Origin of the sequence: Streptomyces sp. NPDC086023 (genome assembly GCF_044540325.1) — a bacterium.
Lineage (GTDB): Bacteria > Actinomycetota > Actinomycetes > Streptomycetales > Streptomycetaceae > Streptomyces.
Map to the genome: position 1 here is coordinate 370,057 of NZ_JBITRX010000001.1, position 21,675 is coordinate 391,731.

The window sequence follows — 21,675 nt, forward strand, 5'->3', positions numbered from 1 at the left end:
CCCCAGCGGGCCTCAGGCGTGGGTCCGGGCCGGGCAGGAGCCGGAGGGGACCGTGTCGCGCCAGAGGGCCCGGCAGGCGAGGGCCGTGGCCGTGACCAGGAGGGCGTTGCGGATCAGGAGGACGGTGATGCCCAGGGCGTCGCTGTGGACCACGTGCGAGAAGCCCAGGGGGAATTCCAGCAGGGTGGCCAGGGCGGCGGCCAGCACGACCCGGGCCGCGGGTTCCATGCGGGAGGACCGCATCGTGAGGCAGACGGCGGCCAGGCCCACCAGCCACAGCAGGTACTGGGGGCTGATCACCCGGCTGGTGACCGTGAACAGCAGCACCGCGGCGAAGGCGGCGTCAGCCATGGTGTGCGGGCCGAAGGCGCGCGCCCGGAAGCGCCACCAGAGCAGCCACGCGAAGGACAGCAGGGTCAGGGCCATGGAGGCCCGGCTGACCAGCGGCACGTACGGGCCGAGGAACTCCACCGACCCGTAGTTCATCATCACCTCGCCCTCCCACCCGAAGTGCCGGGCCACGTGGAAGACGAGGGCGCCCAGGGACTCCACCTCGGTGCCCCGGTCGCGCTGGAAGGCCAGGAAGGCCAGCGCCCCGGGCATCAGCAGCGTGAAGGCCGCCAGCACCGCCGCGGCCGTCACCCCCGCCGACACCCAGACGCTCCGCGCCCGCACCCCCGTGAGCAGCAGTACGGGCCAGACCTTCACCAGCGCCCCCAGCCCGATCAGCGGCCCGCGCAGCCGGGGGACCAGCAGCGCGGCCACGGCCAGCGCGGTGACCATCAGGTCGTAGCGGGCGTACGCGGTGGGCCCGAGGAGCGGCAGTCCCACCACCCACGTCCAGGCCCCGGCCCGCCGCCGCCCCGGCCGGCGCCCGGCCCGTACCAGCAGCAGCGTCACCACCGCGTCGGTGAGCAGCGCCAGCACGAAGAAGGCCGTGGGGTACGGGAGGAACGGCAGCATCCCCGGCGCCAGGACGGGGACCGCCGCACCCGGCGGGTACTGCCAGGTGACGTCGTCCAGGGGGAACGAGCCGGTGCGCAGCACCTCGTACCAGCCCTGGTAGATCACGGACACGTCGGTCGTCACGTCGGGTCCCGGGAGGGTGAGGACCTTCAGGACGAAGAGCATCAGCAGGGCCCGGGTGGCCGACCAGACGGTCAAGAGCATCGAGCCATTTTGCCGTGTGGCCGGGGCCGGGAGCGATTCGGCGCGGCCGTTCGGTACTGTCGCAGGCGATGCACAAGACGCTGATCGTGACCAATGACTTCCCGCCGCGCCCGGGCGGCATCCAGGCGTTCCTGCACAACATGGCGCTGCGCCTGGACCCGGACCGGATCGTCGTCTACGCCTCCACCTGGAAGCACGGTGCGGAGGGCCGGGAGGCCACCGCGGCCTTCGACGCCGAGCAGCCCTTCCAGGTGGTCCGGGACCGTACGACGATGCTGCTGCCCACGCCCCGGGTGACCCGCAGGGCCGTCGCGCTGCTGCGCGAGCACGGCTGCGAGTCGGTGTGGTTCGGCGCGGCCGCACCGCTCGGGCTGATGGGCCCGGCGCTGCGCCGCGCGGGGGCGAAGCGCCTCGTGGCCACCACGCACGGCCACGAGGCCGGCTGGGCGCAGCTGCCCGCCGCGCGGCAGCTGCTGCGGCGCATCGGCGAGGGTACCGACACCCTCACCTACCTCGGCGAGTACACGCGGTCGCGGATCGCGTCCGCGCTGACGCCGGCTGCCGCGGCGCGGATGGTGCAGCTGCCGCCGGGCGTGGACGAGAAGACCTTCCACCCGGGCTCGGGCGGGGACGAGGTCCGGGAGCGGCTGGGCCTGGCGGACCGGCCGGTCGTGGTGTGCGTCTCGCGGCTGGTGCCGCGCAAGGGCCAGGACACGCTGATCGAGGCGATGCCCCGGATCCTGGCGCGGGTGCCGGACGCGGTGCTGCTGGTCGTGGGCGGTGGTCCGTACGAGAAGGACCTGCGCGAGCTGGCGGCCCGTACGGGCGTGGCGGACTCGGTGCGGTTCACCGGGGCGGTGCCCTGGGCGGAGCTGCCGGCGCACTACGGCGCGGGCGACGTCTTCGCGATGCCGTGCCGGACCCGGCGCGGCGGGCTCGACGTGGAGGGCCTGGGCATCGTCTACCTGGAGGCCTCGGCCACCGGGCTGCCGGTGGTGGCCGGAGATTCGGGCGGTGCCCCGGACGCGGTGCTGGACGGGCAGACCGGCTGGGTGGTCCGGGGCGGTGACGCGGAGGAGTCGGCCGACCGGATCGCGACGCTGCTGCTCGACCCGGAGCTGCGGGCCCGGATGGGCGAGCGCGGCCGGGCCTGGGTCGAGGAGAAGTGGCGCTGGGACCTCCTGGCGGACCGCCTCCGGGAGCTGCTCTGAGTCCCTTCTCCGAAGTCGCCGGGCGCCGGTCGTGATCCGCGCCCGGATCTGACTGTCACTCAGATCTGTGTCAACACCGCATATGGGCGGAAGGCTGGATTCCGCCCATGATGCGGCCATGACACCTCAACTGACGCGCCGTCACCTCCTGGGTCTCGGCGCCCTCCAGACCGCGGCGGCCCTGGGCTTCACCAGAATCGGCCTGTCCTCGGAGGCCGCGGCCGAGCCCGCCGCGGCCTCGTACGCCCCGGCCGTCGTCGTGGGCTCCGGGTACGGCGCCGCCGTGGCCGCCCTCCGCCTGGGCCAGGCAGGCGTACGGACCGTGGTCCTCGAAATGGGCCGTCTCTGGGACACCCCCGGCTCCGACGGCAGGATCTTCAACACCACCACGGCTCCCGACCACCGCTCCATGTGGTTCCGCAACCGCACCGAGGCCCCGCTGGCCACCTTCCTGTGGCTGGACCTGGTCAACAAGAACATCACCCCCTATCCCGGCGTCCTCGACCGGGTGGGCTACGGCGACATGTCCGTCTTCGTGGGCCGCGGCGTGGGCGGCGGCTCTCTGGTCAACGGCGGCATGGCGCCCACGCCCCGCCGCTCGTACTTCTCCGAGGTGCTGCCGTCCGTCGACGCCGACGAGATGTACGGGACGTACTTCCCGCGGGCCCGGCAGATGCTCGGCGTCAACGACATCGACCCCGGCTGGTTCGAGTCCACGGAGTGGTACCGCTTCGCCCGGGTCTCCCGCAAGCACGCCCGCAACACCGGCCTGAAGACCGTGTTCGTGCCCAACGTCTACGACTTCGGCTACATGCAGCGCGAGGCCGCGGGCCAGGTCCCGAAGTCCGCCCTGGCGGGAGAGGTCATCTACGGCAACAACCACGGCAAGAAGAGCCTCGACAAGACCTACCTCGCCGCCGCCCTCGGCACCGGCAACGTCACCATCGAGACGCTCCAGAAGGTGGTCGCGGTACGCCGCGAGCCCGACGGCACGTACGTCCTCACCGTGCACCGCATCGACCTCACGGGAGCGGTCGTCGAGCGGAAGGAGATCGGCTGCCGGCAGCTCTTCCTCGGCGCGGGCAGCCTCGGCACCACCGAGATCCTGCTGCGCGCCCGCGAGACCGGCGCCCTGCCCGGCCTCAGCCCCCGGGTCGGCACCAACTGGGGCGGCAACGGCAACATCATGACGGCCCGGGCCAACCACCTGTGGGACACCGTGGGCGTCAACCAGGCCACCATGCCGGCCCTGGGCATCGACGACTGGGACAACGCCGCCAACCCGGTGTTCGCCGAGATCGCCCCGCTCCCGATGGGCCTGGAGCACTGGATCAGCATGTACCTGGCCATCACGAAGAACCCCGAGCGCGGCACCTTCAGCTACGACCCGGCCACCGACTCGGCACGGCTGCACTGGTCACGCGGCCAGAACACGCCCTCGGTGAACGCCGCCAAGTGCCTCTTCGACCGGATCAACCGCACCAACGTGACGATGTACCGGTACGACCTCTTCGGCGACAACAAGGCCTTCGCCGACACCTTCACGTACCACCCGCTCGGCGGCTGCGTGCTCGGCGAGGCCACCGACGGCTACGGCCGGGCCCGGGGGTGTCCGGGCCTGTACGTGGTGGACGGCTCCCTGATCCCGGGCTCGCTGGGCGTCAACCCGTTCGTCACCATCACCGCGCTGGCCGAGCGGAACATGGCCCGCGTCCTCGCCGAGGACCCGCGCTGACGGGCCCCCGGCGGACAGCGGCTCAGCCGCGGTAGATCGCCTCGATCTCGTCGGCGAAGTCCTTCGCCACGACGTTGCGCTTCAGCTTCAGCGACGGCGTGATGTGCCCCGACTCCTCGGTGAACTGGGAGGGCAGAATGCGGAATTTCCGCACCGATTCCGCCTTGGAGACAGCGGCGTTGCCGTCGTCCACGGCCTTCTGCACCGCGGCGATCAGGTCGGCGTCCTCAAGCAGCGAGGCGGCCGTGGACCCGGCGGGCTTGTCGTTGTCCTGCGCCCAACGGCCCAGGAACTCCTCGTCGATGGTGACGAGCGCGCCCACGAACGGGCGGCCGTCGCCGACCACCATGCACTCCGCGACCAGCGCGTGCGCCCGGATCCGGTCCTCGATCACCGCGGGGGCCACGTTCTTGCCGCCCGCCGTGACGATCAGTTCCTTCTTGCGGCCGGTGATCGCGAGGTAGCCGTCCTCGTCGAGGGTGCCGACGTCACCGGTGTGGAACCAGCCGTCGGTCAGCGCCTCGGCAGTGGCCGCCTCGTTCTTCCAGTACTCCCGGAACACGTGCTCGCCGTGCAGCAGCACCTCGCCGTCGTCCGCGATCCGCACCACGGACCCCGGCAGCGGCTGGCCGACCGTACCGATCTTCTGCCGGTCCCACGGGTTGAAGGCCGTGGCCGCACAGGACTCCGTCAGGCCGTAGCCCTCCAGGACGGTGAAGCCGATGCCGCGGAAGAAGTGGCCGAGCCGCTCGCCCAGCGGCGCGCCGCCCGAGATCGCGTACTCGCCGCGCCCGCCGAGCACCGTGTGCAGCTTGCTGTAGACCAGCTTCGAGAAGATCCTGTGCTTGAGCTTCAGCCCGAAGGACGGGCCGCCCGGCACGTCGAGCGCCCGGCTGTACGCGATCGCCGTCTCGGCCGCCGCGTCGAAGATCCTGCCCTTGCCGTCGGCCTGCGCCTTGGCGCGCGCCGAGTTGTAGACCTTCTCGAAGACCCGCGGCACGCCGAGGATCAGCGTCGGACGGAAGCTCGCCAGCTCGTCCGTGAGGTTCTTGATGTCCGGTACGCAGCCCAGGCGGATCGGCGCCAGGACGGACGCCACCTCCACCAGCCGGCCGAAGACGTGCGCGGCCGGGAGGAAGAGGAGCACCGAGCACTCGCCGGTGCGGAAGAGCGGCTTCAGGCGCTCCACCACGTTGCCGCACTCCGCGAAGAAGTTGCGGTGCGTCAGCACGCAGCCCTTCGGGCGGCCGGTGGTGCCGGAGGTGTAGACGATGGTCGCGATGTCGTCGGCGTTGGCCAGCGAAGTGCGCTCGTCGACCAGCTCCTCGGAGACCTCCGCGCCGGCGGCGCGCAGCTCCTCGATGCCGCCCGCCTCGATCTCCCAGACGTGCTTCAGCTCGGGCAGGCCGTCGCGGATGCCGGCGAGCGCCTCGCGGTGCGCGGGGCTCTCGACGATGGCGGCGGTGGCGCCGGAGTCGCCGAGGATCCACTGGATCTGCTCGGGCGAGCTGGTCTCGTACACCGGCACCGTCACGGCGCCCGCGGTCCAGATCGCGAAGTCGGTGAGCACCCACTCGTAACGGGTGCGCGAGATCAGGGCGACCCGGTCGCCGGGCTGCACGCCGGCCGCGATCAGGCCCTTGGCGGTGGCCCGCACCTCGGCCAGGAACTCGGTGGCCGTGACGTCCGCCCACGCGCCGCCGACCTTGCGGCTCATCACGGCGGTGTCGGGATGCTGAGCGGCATTGCGGCGGATGAGATCCGTGAGATTCCCGTCCGACGGGACCTCGTACAGGGCCGGAAGGCTGAACTCGCGCAAGACTGCTGCTCCTCTGGGGCGCCATCGCCACGATGTGGACCGACCGGACGTTACCCACCGGTAGTGGGTTCCCGATAGGGGGTCCCGGCCAGATGTTCCGTGCGTCACATGACGCGGCCTTACGTTGCCGACAGTAGTCCACCCGTTTTGCGACTGAGAAGTAACCGCAGGTCCGGCCCCCTCTACCCAGGCGCAGGCGGCCCGACCTAGGGTGATCCGCATGGGTGCGATCAGTGGCAAGTACGGGGCCGGAACCGGCCGTTCCGAAGGCTCCGGCACCAGCCAGGACGGCGGCCGCAAGCGGAACCGGGTGCACGTGGTCAGCGACGTCCACGGCAACACGGAGGCCCTGGCGCGGGCCGGCGAGGGCGCGGACGCCCTGATCTGCCTCGGCGACCTGGTGCTGTTCCTCGACTACGCCGACCACTCGCGCGGCATCTTCCCCGACCTCTTCGGCGTCGAGAACGCCGACCTCATCGTGGAGCTGCGCACCGAGCGCCGCTTCGAGGAGGCCCGCGCCCTCGGCCGGCGGCTGTGGGCGGGCATCGACCGCGAGGCGGCCATCGAGGGCGCCGTCCGCCGCCAGTACGAGGAGATGTTCGCGGCCTTCTCCACCCCGACGTACGCCACCTACGGCAACGTCGACATCCCTGCCCTGTGGCCGGAGTACGCCCGGGAGGGCACCACCGTCCTCGACGGCGAGCGCACCGAGATCGGCGGCCTGGTCTTCGGCTTCGTCGGCGGCGGACTGCCCTCGCCCATGCGCAGCCCGTACGAGATCGACGTCGAGGAGTACGCGGCCAAGGTCGAGGCCCTCGGCGAGGTCGACGTGCTCTGCTCGCACATCCCGCCGGACGTCCCGGAGCTCTGCTACGACACCGTCGCGCGCCGGTTCGAGCGCGGCAGCGGGGCGCTGCTGGACGCGATCCGGCGCACCCGCCCCCGGTACGCGCTCTTCGGCCACGTCCACCAGCCCCTCGCCCCGCGCATGCGCATCGGGGCCACCGAGTGCGTGAACGTCGGGCACTTCGCCTCCACCGGCCGGCCCTGGGCCCTGGAGTGGTGACCCCGCACACGCGCGGTAGCCTTCACGCGACGCCGCAAGGCGTCCGACCCCTGTAACGAGCCTCTGGAGGAGCCGCACCGATGGCGGAACACACCAGCTCCAGCATCACGATCGAGGCGTCCCCGGCCGACGTCATGGCCGTGATCGCCGACTTCGCCCGCTACCCGGAGTGGACGGGCGAGGTGAAGGAGGCGGAGGTGCTCGCCACCGACGCCGAGGGGCGCGCCGAGCAGGTCCGGCTGCTGCTGGACGCGGGCGCGATCAAGGACGACCACACGCTGGCGTACACCTGGAAGGGCACCGACGAGGTCAGCTGGACGCTGGTCAAGTCGCAGATGCTGCGGGTGCTGGACGGCTCGTACCGGCTCGCCCCGCTGGGCGCGGGGGACCGCACCGAGGTCACCTACCAGCTGACCGTGGACGTCAAGATCCCGATGCTCGGCATGATCAAGCGCAAGGCCGAGAAGGTCATCATCGACCGCGCCCTGGCGGGTCTGAAGAAGCGCGTCGAGTCCTCCTGACCCCACCGGTCCGGCGACGGGTGCGGGCCGGGAGATGCGGGCCGCACCCGGCACGGGTCCCGCACCACCAGCAGAGAGCACGGCACACGCATGCGCACCCTTCTCGTCACGGGCCCCGGCGGGGCCGGACGGACCACCGTGGCGGCGGCCACGGCCCTGGACGGAGCCCGGAACGGCAGCCGCACCCTGCTCGTCACCGGTGAGGACCGGCAGCGGATCGACGCCGTCCTCGGCACGGCCCACGGGGTCGACGTGTGCCACGTCGACCCCGACACCACCTTCCGCGAGGAGCTGGCCGCCCTCCAGACCCGCGGCACCGCCGTCCTCTCCATGCTCGGCGCCCGCCCGCTCCAGGCCGAGGAGATGACCACCCTGCCGGGCGCGGAGCAGTTCGCCCTGCTCAGGGCCTTGCGCCGGGCCGCGGAGGGTGCCGCGTACGACCTCGTCGTCGTGGACCTCCCCCCGCTGCGCCAGGCCATCGACCTCCTCGCCCTCCCCGAGCAGCTCCGGCACTACCTGCGCCGCCTGCTGCCCGCCGAGCGGCAGGCCGCCCGCGCCCTGCGCCCCGTACTGGCCCAGCTCGCCGGCGTGCCCATGCCCGCCCAGTGGCTCTACGAGACCGCTGCCCGGTGGGACACCGAGCTGGCCGCCGTCCAGCGCGTCGTCGAGGACCCGGGCACGGCCGTACGGATCGTCGCCGAGCCGGGACCGGCCGGGGCCGACGCCGTACGCACCGGACTCCTCGGCCTCGCCCTGCACCAGATCCCGGTCGACCGCGTGGTCGCCAACCGGGTCCTGCCGCGTGAGTCCGCCGACACCTGGCTGGCCACCCTGGCCGCCCAGCAGGACAAGTGCCTGGCCGAGTGGCCGGACGCCGACCTGCTCCCGCACCTGGGCCGCGACCCGCGCGGCGCCGAGGACCTGGCGCTGCTGGCGCCGGGGGACGGCGTGCCGGGCGGACCCGCCCGCACGGGTGAGGCCCCGGCCCCTGTGCCCGGCCCGCGGGCCCCCTGGCCCGTGGAGGACCGCCTCGCGGACGACGGGGTGCTGCTCTGGCGCATCCCGCTGCCCGGGGCCCGCAAGGACGGCCTGGACCTCGTCCGGCGCGGGGACGAGCTGCTGCTGACGGCCGGGCCGTTCCGCAGGATCGTTCCCCTGCCCTCCGCCCCGCGCCGCTGCACGGTCGCCGGCGCGGCCCTGCGCGACGGTGAGCTGGCCATCCGCTTCACCCCGGACCCGGCCCTCTGGCCCAGCCGCTGACCAGCCCCTGACGCCCGGCCCGGTCCCGGCACCAGCCGGTGCCGGGGCCGCGGCCGGGCCCGTGTTTCCGGCCCCCGGTCCCGGACCCGTCAACGCCGTGCCGCCGTTCGGGTAACGTCGGAAGTGTCAGTCCGCAGCAGCCGCAGGAGTCCGCCATGAGCGAGGCCACCGACCGCCCCTCCGACGACGACGCCTGGGCCTCCGCCTGTGCCGAGGACCTCGCCGCAGAGCGGGCGCGCCGCCGGGCCGAGCAGGACGGCGCCGCAGGGGCGCCCGGGACCGCCGCCGAAGAGCTGCTCAAGCTGGTCGAGGCCGTGGCAGACAAGGTCGCGGGCATGAACAACCCCCTGTTCGGCGCGGCCGCTCAGGGCGCTGTACGCCAGTTCGTCAACCAGGCGAAGTCCGCGGTCGAACCCGTCATCGAGCGCAACCCGGAGGTCTTCGACCACCTCGCGGCCGCCGGCGGCGAGCTGCTCGCCGCCTACCGCTCCGCCGTGTCGGGCCACGAGACCCGCTGGACCCGCGGCACCCCGGGCGGGGACTCCGGGCGGCGGCCCTGGGAGGACCTGAAGTCGCAGGGCCCCGACGACGAGGGCCCCGGGCCGACGGAGCGCATCGACCTCGACTGAGGCACCGCCGCGCTCGGGTACGGTTGGCCGTGGCGGGGTTTGACCGGAAACCGAGGGACTAATGGGACTCACCATCGGCGTCGACATCGGCGGCACGAAGATCGCGGCCGGAGTGGTCGACGAAGAGGGCACCATCCTTGAGACGTACAAGGTGCCCACCCCGCCCACCGCGGACGGCGTGACGGACGCGATCTGCTCCGCCGTCGCCGTGGTCAGCAGCGGCCACAACATCGAGGCCGTCGGCATCGGCGCGGCCGGCTACGTGGACGACAAGCGTGCCACCGTGCTCTTCGCGCCGAACATCAACTGGCGCCACGAACCGCTCAAGGACAAGGTCGAGCAGCGCATCGGCCTCCCCGTCGTCGTCGAGAACGACGCGAACTGCGCCGCCTGGGGCGAGTACCGCTTCGGCGCCGGCCAGGGCCACGACGACGTCATCTGCATCACCCTCGGCACCGGCCTCGGCGGCGGCATCATCATCGGCAACAAGCTGCGCCGCGGCCGCTTCGGCGTGGCCGCCGAGTTCGGCCACATCCGGGTCGTCCCCGACGGCCTGCTCTGCGGCTGCGGCAGCCAGGGCTGCTGGGAGCAGTACGCCTCCGGCCGCGCCCTGGTCAGGTACGCCAAGCAGCGGGCCAACGCCACCCCCGAGAACGCGCAGATCCTGTTCGCCCTGGGCGACGGCACCGTCGAGGGCATCGAGGGCAAGCACATCAGCGAGGCCGCCCGCCAGGGCTGCCCGGTGGCCGTCGACTCGTTCCGCGAGCTGGCCCGCTGGGCCGGCGCGGGCCTGGCCGACCTGGCCTCGCTCTTCGACCCCTCCGCCTTCATCGTCGGCGGCGGCGTCTCCGACGAGGGCGAGCTGGTGCTGGAGCCGATCCGCAAGTCCTTCCGCCGCTGGCTGATCGGCGGCCAGTTCCGCCCGCACGCGCAGGTGCTGGCCGCGCAGCTCGGCGGCGAGGCCGGCCTGGTCGGCGCCGCGGACCTGGCCCGCCAGGGCTAGCCCCGGCGGCCACGGCCACCCGATTCCACGCCGGTTGCCCGTCGTGCCCTCTGGGGGCGCGGCGGGCAACTGCCTATGTTGGGGCCCATGGCGATTCCCGACCTCCCCAACTCCCGTACCGATGCGGACGGTTCCGCGGTGATCCGGGTGCTCAGCTACAACGTCCGCTCGATGCGCGACGACGAGGACGCGCTGGCCCGCGTGATCCGCGCCTGCGCCCCCGACCTGGTCTTCGTCCAGGAGGCCCCCAGGTTCTTCCGCTGGCGCAAGCACGCCGCCCGGCTGGCCGCGAAGACCGACCTCGTGGTGCTCGGCGGCGGCGCCACGGCGGCCGGGCCGCTGCTGCTGTGCTCGCTGCGGGCCTTCGTGGAGCGCACCGAGGACATGCTCCTGCCCCTGACGCCGGGCACGCACCGGCGGGGCTTCGCGACGGCCGTCGTCCGCTTCGGCGGGGCCCGGGTGGGAGTGGTCTCCGCCCACCTCTCGCTGCACCGCGAGGAGCGGCAGGCCCAGGCCGGGCTGCTGCTGGACCGGCTGCGGGAGCTGGACGTCCCGTACGCCGTCGCCGCGGGCGACCTGAACGAGGGGCCCGAGGGGAGCGCGTTCGGGCTGCTGGCGGCCGAGCTCCAGGACTGCCGGGCGGTACGGCCGTGGGGTGCGGAGGCGACGTTCCCCGCCGGGCGCCCTGAGCGCCGTATCGACGCCGTCTTCGCGTCGAAGGGGGTGGAGGTGCTGGGCTGCGGGGTCCCCGTCGGGCTGCCGGGCGTCTCCGCCGCGGACCTCGCCGGCGCCACGGACCACCTCCCGGTGCTGGCGGCCCTCCGCCTGCCCGCCTGAGCCGTCTCCCGGATCCGGCAGGAGAGCCCGGAAAGGCGGAAGGGCGGGCCGCACGGCGGCCCGCCCTTCCCCCGGCTCGTAGGGTCACACGACCGCGCCGCGGCCCGGGTCGTCGTCCTCGTCGTCGCCCTGGTGCATGCGGGCGACCAGGGTGGCGAAGCCGCCCAGGAAGCCGCCCACGCCCAGCGTGGTGAGCCACCAGGTCATCTCCCACTGGAGCAGCACCGCGAGCAGCAGCAGCACCGGGCCGCCCACCACCGCCAGCCACGCGAACTTCGACGTGGTGTCGGCCTCCGGGAGCTCCGGGTCCGGCTGGACGAAGTGGCCCTCGTCCGGGTCGTCCTCGTCCGGCTCCGCCAGGGTGTGGTCGCGCGGGCCCGCGCCCACGCCCGGGGCGAACACCACCGAGCTGCCGAGCGCCGGCTTCGGGGCGGGCTCGTCGGTCTCCCCGGCACCCTTCGGCGTGGCGGGCGCCTCCGGCTCCTCGGGCTCCGGCAGCAGCAGGTCCTCGATCGGCTTGAACGGGCGCGAACCCGGCGGGTCCGCCGGCTCCTCGCCGTACCCCGCGACGATCGCGGCCCAGGCCGCTTCCTCGTCCAGCGGCTCGCCGCCGCCGTTGGAGATCTTGCCGTCCTGCTCAGCCACCGGTGGCCGTCCCCTCCATGCCGAGTGCTCCGACCTGCGGAGCGAGTCGGGCGATGAATGCGTACGAGTCCTCGAAGATGCGTTCCGCATCATGGTCCAACGTCGCGACGTGGTAGCTCTGTTCCAGCAGGGTCTCCGTCACGTCCGTGGAGGACACCCGGCTCAGGATCCGGGCCGAGTCCACCGGCGGCACCACGTGGTCCTGGGGGCTGTGCAGCAGCAGCATCGGCTGCGTGACCTGCGGCAGCTCGCCGTCCACCATGCGCAGGAACTGGCGCAGCGAGTGCGCGGCGCGGGTCGGCACGCGGTCGTACCCGACCTCCAGCGAGCCCGGCTTCGCGATGTCGCTGGCGATGCCCGGGGTGGAGCGGATGAAGTGCTTGGCCACCGGCAGGGCCACGGCGAGCGGGTCGTGGACCTTGTTCGCCGGGTTGACCACGACGATGCCGGTGACGGCGTCCCCGTGCCTGGCCGCCAGGCGCAGCGTCAGGGCGCCGCCCATCGACAGGCCGAAGACGAAGACCTTCTCGCAGCGGTCCAGCAGCTCCCGCAGGGCCCGGTCCACCTCGGCGTACCAGTCCTGCCACCCGGTGAGCTGCATGTCCTGCCACCGCGTGCCGTGGCCCGGCAGCAGCGGCAGCGAGACGCTCAGACCGCGGTCCGCGAGGTACTCCGCCCAGGGGCGCAGGGACTGCGGGGAGCCGGTGAAGCCGTGGCAGAGGAGTACGCCGACCTCTCCGCCCTCGTGGCGGAACGGCTCGGCTCCAGGGAGGACGGGCACGAGGGTCTCCTGTTCATGAGGGCGCGGCAGGTGCGGGTCACGGGGGCCCGCGGGGGGCTCATGCGCGAAACGAGGGGGCACAGAGGGATGTAACGAGGGGGCGCGCTGTGTGTACTTCACGGTACGCGACCGGGGTGACACGGGCCAGGGTCGGCGCCCCGCCGCCCACCAGGGCTTGGAGGGGTGCCGCGGGAGGGATGGCGGGCCCGCCAGGGGTTAAGGTCTGATCGACGGACACAGGAAGGCTTTCGAGTTGATCTACGGCGCAATGAAGTTCTCCATCGGGGGCTCTCTGAAGCTCGCCTTCAGGCCCTGGGTGGAGGGCCTCGAGAACATCCCCGCCGAAGGCCCGGCGATCCTCGCGAGCAACCACCTCTCCTTCTCGGACTCGTTCTTCCTGCCCGCGGTTCTCGACCGCAAGGTGACCTTCATCGCGAAGGCGGAGTACTTCACCTCCCCGGGCGTCAAGGGCAAGCTGACCGCGGCCTTCTTCAAGGGCGTGGGCCAGCTCCCCGTGGACCGCTCCGGCGCCCGCGGCGCCGGCGAGGCCGCCATCAAGAGCGGCATCGAGGTCATCGAGCGCGGCGAGCTCTTCGGTATCTACCCCGAGGGCACCCGGTCGCCCGACGGCCGTCTCTACCGCGGCAAGCCCGGCGGCCTGGCCCGCGTGGCGCTGGCCACCGGCGCCCCCGTGATCCCCGTGGCCATGATCGACACCGAGAAGATCCAGCCGCCCGGCAAGGTGATCCCCAAGCTGATGCGTCCGGGCATCCGGATCGGCAAGCCCCTCGACTTCAGCCGCTACCAGGGCATGGACGGCGACCGCTTCATCCTCCGCTCGGTGACCGACGAGGTCATGTACGAGATCATGAAGCTCTCCGGCCAGGAGTACGTGGACATCTACGCGACCGCCGCCAAGCGGCAGATCGCCGATGCCGAGAAGGCCGCCAGGGACGCGGCGAAGGAAGCCGCCAAGGAAGCCGCGCAGGCCGAGAAGGCGCAGAAGGCCGCAGAGGCCGGACAGCAGGAGCAGTAGACCGGACGCCGGTCGCACCGGTGGGACCGGGCGGCCGGCGCCGGCAGCAGGTACGGACAGGCGGTCGCAGGCACCGCCCGGGGGTGGGGATGGCCAAGCGCGAGCGCGTCGTGCGCATGTCCGTGGAGCAGCCGCTGTGGCGGGCGCTGACCGCGTACCGGCTGCTGACCGCGGGCTACGCGGTGCTGCTGTTCGCCTCCGCATACCGGCAGTTCGTCCGGCCCTGGGTGGCCGTGGCCTACCTCGCGGTCCTCGTGGTGTGGACGCTGGCCACCCTGCCCAAGGTCGCCGGCGCCGCCGCCTGCACCAAGCGCTTCCTGGGCGCCGACCTCACGGTCGCCATGGTGGGCATCCTGCTGACCCCGGTCGCGGACTCGGCCCGGCGGATCGCCGAGGGCGGGCCCACCCTGCCGTCCATCTGGACGGCGGGCTCGGTCCTCGCGTTCGCGCTCAAGGGCGGCTGGCGGTGGGCCTGCTTCGCCTCCACCTTCGTGGCGGTGGCCAACGTCGTCCAGCGCGGCGAACCCACCCGCGACACGGTGCACAACGTGCTGCTGGTGTGGGTCGCCTCGATCGCCATCGGGTACGTCGTCGAGGTCGCCCGCGCCAGTGAGAACACCCTCGCGCGGGCCCTGGAGATCGAGGCGGCCACCCGCGAGCGGGAGCGGCTGGCCCGGGACATCCACGACGGCGTGCTCCAGGTGCTGGCCATGGTCCAGCGGCGCGGCACCGCCCTGGGCGGTGAGGCCGCCGAGCTGGGCCGGATGGCCGGCGAGCAGGAGGTGGCGCTGCGCACCCTGGTCTCCAGCGGGCTGCTGCCGGCCTCCCGGGTCTCGCGGGACGCGGCCCAGGGGGCGCTGGTCAGCGCCGAGGAGGTGGAGGAGCCCGGCGCGGACGAGGCCGCCGACCTGGACCTGCGGGCCCTGCTGGCCCCGCACGCCGGGTCCCGTGTCAGCTTCGCCGAGCCCGGTGCCCCGGTCATGCTGCCGGCCCCGGCGGCTCGCGAGCTGGCCGCGGCCGTCAGCGCCGCCCTCGACAACGTCCGCCGGCACGCCGGGGAGACGGCCCGGGCCTGGATCCTGGTCGAGGACTGGACGGACGAGGTGATCGTGACGGTCCGGGACGACGGTCCCGGCATCCCCGAGGGCCGCCTGGCGCAGGCCGAGGGGGAGGGGCGGATGGGCGTGGCCCTGTCCATCCGCGGCAGGCTGCGGGACCTGGGCGGCACGGCCGACCTGGTCTCCGTACCGGGGCAGGGCACGGAAGTAGAGCTGAAGGTTCCACGGAACGGGGCGGGAACGGGACGATGAGCGAAGAGCGCGCGATCAGGGTGATGGTCGTGGACGACCACCCGATGTGGCGGGACGCGGTCGCCCGCGACCTCGCCGCGGCCGGCTACGACATCGTGGCCACCGCCGGGGACGGGCCGGGGGCGGTCCGCCGTGCCAAGGCCGCCGACCCCGAGGTGCTGGTGCTGGACCTGAACCTGCCCGGCATGCCCGGCGTGCAGGTCTGCAAGGAGCTGGTCGGCGCCAATCCGGCGCTCCGGGTGCTGGTGCTCTCCGCCAGCGGCGAGCACGCGGACGTGCTGGAGGCGGTGAAGTCCGGCGCGACCGGATACCTGCTGAAGTCCGCCGGTGCCGACGAGCTGATCGACGCGGTGCGCCGTACCGCCGTCGGCGACCCGGTCTTCACCCCGGGCCTGGCCGGCCTGGTGCTGGGCGAGTACCGCCGGCTGGCCTCCGACCCGGCCCCGGCCGCCCCGGACCTGCCCAAGGCCCCGCAGCTGACCGAGCGCGAGACCGAGGTGCTGCGCCTCGTCGCCAAGGGCCTGTCGTACAAGCAGATCGCGGAGCGGCTGGTGATCTCGCACCGGACCGTCCAGAACCACGTGCAGAACACCCTGGGCAAGCTCCAGCTGCACAACCGGGTGGAGCTGGTGCGGTACGCGATCGAGCGTGGCCTCGACGACGAGTAGCTCCCCTTACGGGTGAAAGCGTCCACGCAAGTACCCGCAATCTCACCGGAATTGACCCTTCAGGCGCGCTCGGCGTGACCTGCGTCACCATTAGCGTGGCCGCCATGCGGGCCCTTGGGGCCCTTTATGGCGAAAGGGAGGATTCCATGAAGGTCGGAGTGCTGACCGGCGGTGGCGACTGCCCCGGGCTGAACGCGGTGATCCGGGGCGTCGTCCGCAAGGGCGTCCAGGAGTACGCGTACGACTTCATCGGTTTCCGGGACGGCTGGCGCGGCCCGCTCGACGGCGACACCGTCCCGCTCGGCATCCCCGCCGTCCGCGGCATCCTGCCGCGCGGCGGCACCATCCTCGGCTCCTCGCGCACCAACCCCTTCAAGGCGGACGACGGCGTCCGCCGGATCAAGGACAACCTGGCCAAGCACGAGGTCGAGGCCCTGGTCGCCATCGGCGGCGAGGACACGCTCGGCGTCGCGGCCCGGCTGTACGAGGAGTTCGGCATCCCGTGCGTCGGGGTGCCGAAGACCATCGACAACGACCTCTCGGCCACCGACTACACCTTCGGCTTCGACACCGCCGTCGGCATCGCCACCGAGGCCATCGACCGGCTGCACACCACCGCCGAGTCGCACATGCGCGTGCTGGTCGTCGAGGTGATGGGCCGCCACGCGGGCTGGATCGCCCTGCACTCCGGACTCGCGGGCGGCGCGAACGTGATCCTCATCCCCGAGCAGCGCTTCGACGTGGACCAGGTCTGCGCCTGGGTGACCTCCCGCTTCAAGGCCAGCTACGCGCCGATCGTGGTGGTCGCCGAGGGGGCCATGCCCAAGGACGGCGACATGGTGCTCAAGGACGGCACCCTCGACTCCTTCGGGCACGTCCGGCTGTCGGGCGTGGGCGAGTGGCTGGCCAAGGAGATCGAGTCCCGTACGGGCAAGGAGGCCCGCACGACCGTCCTCGGGCACGTGCAGCGCGGCGGCACCCCCAGCGCGTACGACCGCTGGCTGGCCACCCGCTTCGGACTGCACGCGATCGACGCGGTGCGGGACCGCGACTTCGGGAAGATGGTCGCGCTGCGTGGCACGGACGTGGTGCGGGTGCCGATCGCCGAGGCCACGGCCAAGCTGAAGACGGTGGACCCGGAGCTGTACCGGGAGGCGGGGGTCTTCTTCGGCTGAGGCGCCCGCTCCCGGGGGCAGGGCGGAGGCCCGGGCCGTATATTCGGCAATGATCACCTATCCGGTGAAGATCGCCATATGCGGCCCAGGGCTACAAAAGGGGAGCAGACCGTGGAAATCCTGGCATTCGGTGTGACCGCCGACGAGGAGCCCCTCCTGGAGCGGGCCTTCGCAGGACAACACGAGGTGCGCTGCCTCGGCGTCTTCCTCAGCGAGGACACCGCGCCGATCGCGGCGGGCTACGAGGTGGTCAGCTCCAGCGTCAACGCCGACCTCAGCGGGCGGGTGCTGCGGACCCTCGCGGCCGGCGGGACGAAGATGATCGCCCAGCGGTCCACCGGCTTCAACAACATCGACCTCGACGTCGCGAAGTCCCTCGGCATGACGGTCGGCCGGGTCTCGTACTACTCGCCGTACGCGGTGGCCGAGTTCGCCTGGACCCTGGCCATGGCGGTCAACCGGCGGATCGTCCGCGCCTCGAACCGCACCCGGGACTTCGACTTCCGGCTGAACGGCCTGCTGGGCCGGGACATGCACGGCCGCACCGTGGGCGTGCTCGGCACCGGCAAGATCGGCGAGGCGTTCACCAGGATCGCGCACGGCTTCGGGATGAACCTGCTCGGCTGGGACGTGGTGGAGAACCCGCGGTGCCTGGAGCTGGGCATGAAGTACGTGGACAAGGACGTGCTGCTCGCCTCCGCCGACCTGGTCAGCCTGCACGTGCCGCTGCTGGACGCGACGCACCACATCATCGACTCCGCGGCGCTGAAGTCCATGAAGGACGACGCGATCCTGGTGAACTCCAGCCGGGGCGGCCTGGTGGACACCGAGGCGCTGGTCGCGGAGCTGCGGGCCGGGCGCTTCACCGGCGTGGGCCTGGACGTGTACGAGGCCGAGGCGGGCGTCTTCTTCCTGGACAAGTCCCTGGAGGCGGTCCCGGACGACACGCTGGCCCGGCTGATCACGTTCCCGAACGTCGTGGTCACGTCGCACCAGGCGTACTACACGCACGACGCGGTGGGACAGATCATCGAGGCGACGGTCCGCAACGTGGCGGACTACCTGGCAGGCCGCCGCTCGGAGAACACCCTCACCTGACCGGGCCCGTGCCGGGCGCTCCGGGCGCCCGGCACGGGACCCGCACCAGCAGGGAACCGGCGCGGGGCCCCTATGCGGGGATCAGGGTGCGGACCAGGGACGCCAGCAGGGTCGCGCCGCGGAGGGTCAGGACGGACTCCGGGTGGAACTGGACGCCCGCGAAGCCACGCGCCGCGCAGCGCAGGGCGTGGACCTCACCGGAAGCGGCGTCCCGGGACACCTCCACGCCGTGCGCCCGCAGCTCCGCCGCGGCCTCCGCGTCGCACGCGGCCGTGTACGTGTTGTAGAAGCCCACGGTCTCCGGCGACCCGAAGAAGTCGATCCGCGTCTGCGCCCCCTGCGCCGGCTCCGCCTTCCGCACCAGCGGCAGCCCCAGCTCCGCCGCGATCAGCTCGTGCCCCAGGCACACGCCCAGCAGCCCGTCCCGGTGCGACCGCAGCAGCTCCCGCGCCAGCCCCCGCAGCAGCCGCATCTTCGGGTCCCCGGCGTCCGCCGGGTCCCCCGGGCCCGGGCCCAGCACCACCGGCCCCCGGTGCGCCAGCGCGGCCTCCCGCAGCCCCGGCTCGTCGTACCGCCGTACGGTCACCTCCAGGCCCGCAGCCCGCAGCACGTGCGCCAGCATCGCCGTGAACGTGTCCTCCGCGTCCACCACCAGTGCGTGCCCGGCCACCGGAGCCGCCTGCTCCTGCATCCGCAGCCAGAACGGCGCCAGGTCCGCCCGCCGGGCCGCCAGCGCCTCCTGCACCCGGGGATCGTCGGCGAGCCGCCCCGTACCGCCGCCGCCCGGCGCGGGGGCCGCCGGCCGCACGCCCAGCGCCGCCAGCACCCCGGCCGCCTTGGCGTGCGTCTCGGCCACCTCGCCGGCCGGGTCGGAGTGCCGCACCAGCGTCGCCCCGACGGGCACCCGCAGCGCGCCCTCCGGCGAGATCTCGGCCGTGCGGATCAGGATGGGGGAGTCCAGGGTCTGCGCGCCGTTCGCGTCCAGGCCCAGCAGGGCCAGGGCGCCCGCGTAGTAGCGCCGCCCGCCCACCTCGTACCGCTCGATCACCCGGCACGCGTTCTGCACCGGGGAGCCGGTCACGGTCGCCGCGAACATCGTCTCCCGCAGCACCTCCCGCACGTCCAGCGAGGACCGCCCGCGGAGCTCGTACTCGGTGTGCGCGAGGTGCGCCATCTCCTTCAGCCGGGGCCCCACGACGACGCCGCCCATGTCGCCGACGGTGCACATCATCTTGAGCTCCTCGTCGACCACCATCGACAGCTCCTCGGTCTCCTTGCGGTCCCCGAGGAAGGCGAGCAGCGAATCGGCGGTCGGGCCCCCGGCCGGGTAGCGGTACGTCCCGCTGATCGGGTTCATGACGACCGTGCCCCCGGACATCCGGACGTGGACCTCGGGACTGGCCCCGACCAGCGTCCGGTCCCCGGTGTGCACGACGTACGTCCAGTACGCGCCCCGCTCGCCCGCCAGCAGCCGCCGGAACAGCGCCAGAGCGTCGGCCCGCGAGAAGCCCGGGATCGTGCCGGTGTACGTGCGGCGGATGACGAAGTTGGCGCCCTCGCCCCGGCCGATCTCCTCGTCGATCACCCGCCGCACGATCGAGCCGTACTCCTCGTCGGAGACGTCGAAGCAGCCGCCCTCGACCCGTACGTCGTGCGCCGGCAGTGCGGCCATCACCTCGTCGAGCGGCAGCTCGTACGCCTCCTCGGCGGCCAGTACGCTCAGCGGTGTGCCGTCGTCGCGGACGTCGAAGCCGCGCTCCCGGATCTGCCGGAAGGGCACCAGGGCGAGCGTGGGCAGCTCCCGTACCGGCAGGTCGGCCAGGCGTTCGGCCGCGTGGACCGGACCGAGCAGCACCTCGACGGTGTCGTGGTCGCGGCCCGGGGTGCGGCGGCGGAGCAGGGCGAAGGGCGGGCAGTCGTCGGCCAGCAGCCTCGTGATCGGCATCGGTGGGTTCCTTCCGGCGTGGGTGGAGAGGAACGGCCCCCGACATGCGAGAAGGCCGCCCCTCGGGCGGCCTTCGCGTCGGTTCTACGGGTACGCGCAGTCAGTGGGCCGCCGGATGAGCGGTCCACCACCAGTTCTGGTTCGAGTGCGCGAACATGCCGTGCACCCTACCCCCTGGAAGAGTCGGATCTGTACCGGTCCGTCTCACCAGATGGTCGGTGGGCCGGACGCGGCGGCACACGACGTAATGTTTGGGGGGTGACCGTGAACGCTGAAACCCAAGCCGTCGCCGCCAAGGCGACCTGGCGAGACCTGCCCGCGGCGCAGCAGCCTGAGTACCCCGATGCCGAGGCTCTGCGCGAAGTCGTCGCGGACCTCGCCTCGTATCCGCCGCTCGTCTTCGCGGGCGAATGTGACCAGCTGCGCGCCCGTCTGGGAGCCGTCGCCCGGGGTGAGGCGTTCCTCCTCCAGGGCGGCGACTGCGCCGAGGCCTTCGACGCCGTGTCGGCCGACCACATCCGCGCGAAGCTCAAGACCCTGCTCCAGATGAGCGCCGTCCTGACGTACGCGGCCTCCGTGCCCGTCGTCAAGCTCGGCCGCATCGCGGGCCAGTACTCCAAGCCGCGTTCCAAGGACACCGAGACCCGCGACGGCGTGACCCTGCCGACCTACCGCGGCGACTCGGTGAACGGCTTCGCCTTCACCGAGGAGGCCCGGATCCCGGACCCCGAGCGCCTGAAGCGGATGTACAACGCCTCCGCCTCCACGCTCAACCTGGTGCGCGCCTTCACCACCGGCGGCTACGCCGACCTGCGCCAGGTGCACGCCTGGAACCAGGACTTCGTGAAGTCGTCCCCCTCCGGCCAGCGCTACGAGGCGCTCGCCCGGGAGATCGACAACGCCCTGAACTTCATGAAGGCCTGCGGCACCGACCCGGCCGAGTTCAAGGCCGTCGAGTTCTACGCCTCCCACGAGGCCCTGCTGCTCGACTACGAGGGCGCCCTGACCCGGACCGACTCGCGCACCGGCAAGCTGTACGACACCTCCGGCCACATGGTCTGGATCGGTGAGCGCACCCGGCAGCTGGACCACGCGCACATCGAGTTCGCCTCGCAGATCGCCAACCCGATCGGCATCAAGCTCGGCCCGACCACCTCGGTCGACGAGGCGCTCACCTACATCGACCGCCTCGACCCGGACCGTGAGCCCGGCCGCCTGACCTTCATCGTCCGCATGGGCGCCGACAAGGTCCGCGACAAGCTCCCGGAGCTGGTCGAGAAGGTCACCGCCTCCGGCGCGGTCGTCGCCTGGGTCACCGACCCGATGCACGGCAACACCTTCGAGGCGGCCTCCGGCCACAAGACCCGCCGCTTCGACGACGTGCTCGACGAGGTCAAGGGATTCTTCGAGGTCCACAAGGCGCTGGGCACCCACCCGGGCGGCATCCACGTCGAGCTCACCGGTGACGACGTCACCGAGTGCGTGGGCGGCGGCGACGAGATCTTCGTCGACGACCTGCACCAGCGCTACGAGACGGCCTGCGACCCGCGGCTCAACCGCAGCCAGTCGCTGGACCTGGCCTTCCTGGTGGCGGAGATGTACCGCGACCAGTAGGAACGATCAGTAGGTGGAGACCTACGAGAGTGGGGCGCGGATCGATGTGATCCGCGCCCCACTCTCGTAGGCGGGGCTTTTACGTCTCGGGGCCCCCGGGTAAAGTTAGGTTAGCCTCACCGAAACGAAGATCGGGAAGGCGCACCGAACAT

General features: G+C 72.6%; 20 protein-coding genes. 14 read left to right on the forward strand and 6 right to left on the reverse strand.

Going from position 1 to position 21,675, the window contains the following annotated elements; genetic code table 11:
* Positions 1-12 precede the first annotated feature (12 nt).
* Positions 13-1,170, reverse strand: coding sequence for a glycosyltransferase 87 family protein (locus ACIF6F_RS01665; RefSeq protein ID WP_399939673.1), 1,158 nt, complete (start codon positions 1,168-1,170; stop codon positions 13-15).
* Between the two features lie 68 nt (positions 1,171-1,238).
* Here ACIF6F_RS01665 and ACIF6F_RS01670 point away from each other — a divergent pair, with 68 nt between their 5' ends.
* A complete protein-coding gene (locus tag ACIF6F_RS01670) occupies positions 1,239-2,381 on the forward strand; it encodes a glycosyltransferase family 4 protein (RefSeq protein WP_399939676.1) in 1,143 nt (380 codons plus the stop codon).
* 118 nt (positions 2,382-2,499) lie between these two features.
* Positions 2,500-4,116: a GMC oxidoreductase gene (locus ACIF6F_RS01675; RefSeq protein WP_399939679.1), complete on the forward strand. Its 1,617-nt coding sequence runs from the start codon at positions 2,500-2,502 to the stop codon at positions 4,114-4,116.
* A gap of 22 nt (positions 4,117-4,138) precedes the next feature.
* On the opposite strand, the gene ACIF6F_RS01680 is transcribed toward ACIF6F_RS01675, so the two are convergent.
* Complete coding sequence (locus ACIF6F_RS01680; protein ID WP_399939682.1) at positions 4,139-5,935, reverse strand: AMP-dependent synthetase/ligase; 1,797 nt, start codon at positions 5,933-5,935, stop codon at positions 4,139-4,141.
* Between the two features lie 316 nt (positions 5,936-6,251).
* On the opposite strand from ACIF6F_RS01680, the gene ACIF6F_RS01685 reads away from it, so the two are divergent.
* The 6 genes from ACIF6F_RS01685 to ACIF6F_RS01710 all read left to right on the forward strand — a co-directional run bounded on the left by ACIF6F_RS01685 (position 6,252) and on the right by ACIF6F_RS01710 (position 11,251).
* Positions 6,252-7,001: a metallophosphoesterase gene (locus tag ACIF6F_RS01685; protein ID WP_399940521.1), complete on the forward strand. Its 750-nt coding sequence runs from the start codon at positions 6,252-6,254 to the stop codon at positions 6,999-7,001.
* An 80-nt stretch (positions 7,002-7,081) separates the two neighbouring features.
* A complete protein-coding gene (locus tag ACIF6F_RS01690) occupies positions 7,082-7,522 on the forward strand; it encodes an SRPBCC family protein (RefSeq protein WP_399939685.1) in 441 nt (146 codons plus the stop codon).
* Positions 7,523-7,612: 90 nt separating this feature from the next.
* Positions 7,613-8,782: an ArsA family ATPase gene (locus ACIF6F_RS01695; protein WP_399939687.1), complete on the forward strand. Its 1,170-nt coding sequence runs from the start codon at positions 7,613-7,615 to the stop codon at positions 8,780-8,782.
* Positions 8,783-8,937: 155 nt separating this feature from the next.
* The gene (locus tag ACIF6F_RS01700) at positions 8,938-9,411 is read left to right on the forward strand and encodes a DUF5304 domain-containing protein (protein WP_399939690.1); all 474 of its coding nucleotides are present in this window, start codon (positions 8,938-8,940) and stop codon (positions 9,409-9,411) included.
* A gap of 61 nt (positions 9,412-9,472) precedes the next feature.
* The gene (locus ACIF6F_RS01705; protein ID WP_399939693.1) at positions 9,473-10,414 is read left to right on the forward strand and encodes an ROK family glucokinase; all 942 of its coding nucleotides are present in this window, start codon (positions 9,473-9,475) and stop codon (positions 10,412-10,414) included.
* A gap of 87 nt (positions 10,415-10,501) precedes the next feature.
* Positions 10,502-11,251, forward strand: coding sequence for an endonuclease/exonuclease/phosphatase family protein (locus ACIF6F_RS01710; protein WP_399939696.1), 750 nt, complete (start codon positions 10,502-10,504; stop codon positions 11,249-11,251).
* An 84-nt stretch (positions 11,252-11,335) separates the two neighbouring features.
* On the opposite strand, the gene ACIF6F_RS01715 is transcribed toward ACIF6F_RS01710, so the two are convergent.
* Together ACIF6F_RS01715 and ACIF6F_RS01720 are read right to left on the reverse strand one after the other, a co-directional pair.
* Entirely contained in the window at positions 11,336-11,896 is a 561-nt protein-coding gene (locus ACIF6F_RS01715; RefSeq protein WP_399939699.1) for a hypothetical protein, read from the reverse strand.
* Entirely contained in the window at positions 11,889-12,677 is a 789-nt protein-coding gene (locus tag ACIF6F_RS01720; RefSeq protein WP_399939702.1) for an alpha/beta hydrolase, read from the reverse strand. Before ACIF6F_RS01720 ends, ACIF6F_RS01715 begins: the two co-directional genes overlap by 8 nt.
* A 253-nt stretch (positions 12,678-12,930) precedes the next feature.
* Here ACIF6F_RS01720 and ACIF6F_RS01725 point away from each other — a divergent pair, with 253 nt between their 5' ends.
* The 5 genes from ACIF6F_RS01725 (at position 12,931) to ACIF6F_RS01745 (ending at position 17,964) form a co-directional block, all read left to right on the forward strand.
* Positions 12,931-13,713: a lysophospholipid acyltransferase family protein gene (locus ACIF6F_RS01725; RefSeq protein WP_399939704.1), complete on the forward strand. Its 783-nt coding sequence runs from the start codon at positions 12,931-12,933 to the stop codon at positions 13,711-13,713.
* An 89-nt stretch (positions 13,714-13,802) separates the two neighbouring features.
* A complete protein-coding gene (macS, locus tag ACIF6F_RS01730) occupies positions 13,803-15,023 on the forward strand; it encodes a MacS family sensor histidine kinase (protein WP_399939706.1) in 1,221 nt (406 codons plus the stop codon).
* Positions 15,020-15,691 carry a response regulator gene (locus ACIF6F_RS01735; RefSeq protein WP_399939709.1) on the forward strand — a complete coding sequence of 224 codons (672 nt, stop codon included), beginning with the start codon at positions 15,020-15,022 and terminating at the stop codon, positions 15,689-15,691. The genes macS and ACIF6F_RS01735 overlap by 4 nt, the downstream gene beginning before the upstream one ends.
* 146 nt (positions 15,692-15,837) lie before the next feature.
* A complete protein-coding gene (locus ACIF6F_RS01740; protein WP_399939712.1) occupies positions 15,838-16,866 on the forward strand; it encodes a 6-phosphofructokinase in 1,029 nt (342 codons plus the stop codon).
* Positions 16,867-16,977: 111 nt separating this feature from the next.
* Positions 16,978-17,964 carry a 2-hydroxyacid dehydrogenase gene (locus tag ACIF6F_RS01745; RefSeq protein ID WP_399939714.1) on the forward strand — a complete coding sequence of 329 codons (987 nt, stop codon included), beginning with the start codon at positions 16,978-16,980 and terminating at the stop codon, positions 17,962-17,964.
* A 70-nt stretch (positions 17,965-18,034) separates the two neighbouring features.
* Here ACIF6F_RS01745 and ACIF6F_RS01750 read toward each other — a convergent pair whose 3' ends face one another.
* Both ACIF6F_RS01750 and ACIF6F_RS01755 read right to left on the reverse strand, forming a co-directional pair.
* Positions 18,035-19,909, reverse strand: coding sequence for an anthranilate synthase family protein (locus ACIF6F_RS01750; RefSeq protein ID WP_399939717.1), 1,875 nt, complete (start codon positions 19,907-19,909; stop codon positions 18,035-18,037).
* A gap of 100 nt (positions 19,910-20,009) precedes the next feature.
* On the reverse strand, positions 20,010-20,066 hold the full coding sequence (locus tag ACIF6F_RS01755) for a trp operon leader peptide (protein WP_101392327.1): 57 nt from the start codon (positions 20,064-20,066) through the stop codon (positions 20,010-20,012).
* A 101-nt stretch (positions 20,067-20,167) separates the two neighbouring features.
* On the opposite strand from ACIF6F_RS01755, the gene ACIF6F_RS01760 reads away from it, so the two are divergent.
* Positions 20,168-21,523, forward strand: a complete 1,356-nt coding sequence (locus ACIF6F_RS01760) for a class II 3-deoxy-7-phosphoheptulonate synthase (protein ID WP_399939720.1) — start codon at positions 20,168-20,170, stop codon at positions 21,521-21,523.
* The last annotated feature ends 152 nt before the right edge of the window (positions 21,524-21,675 follow it).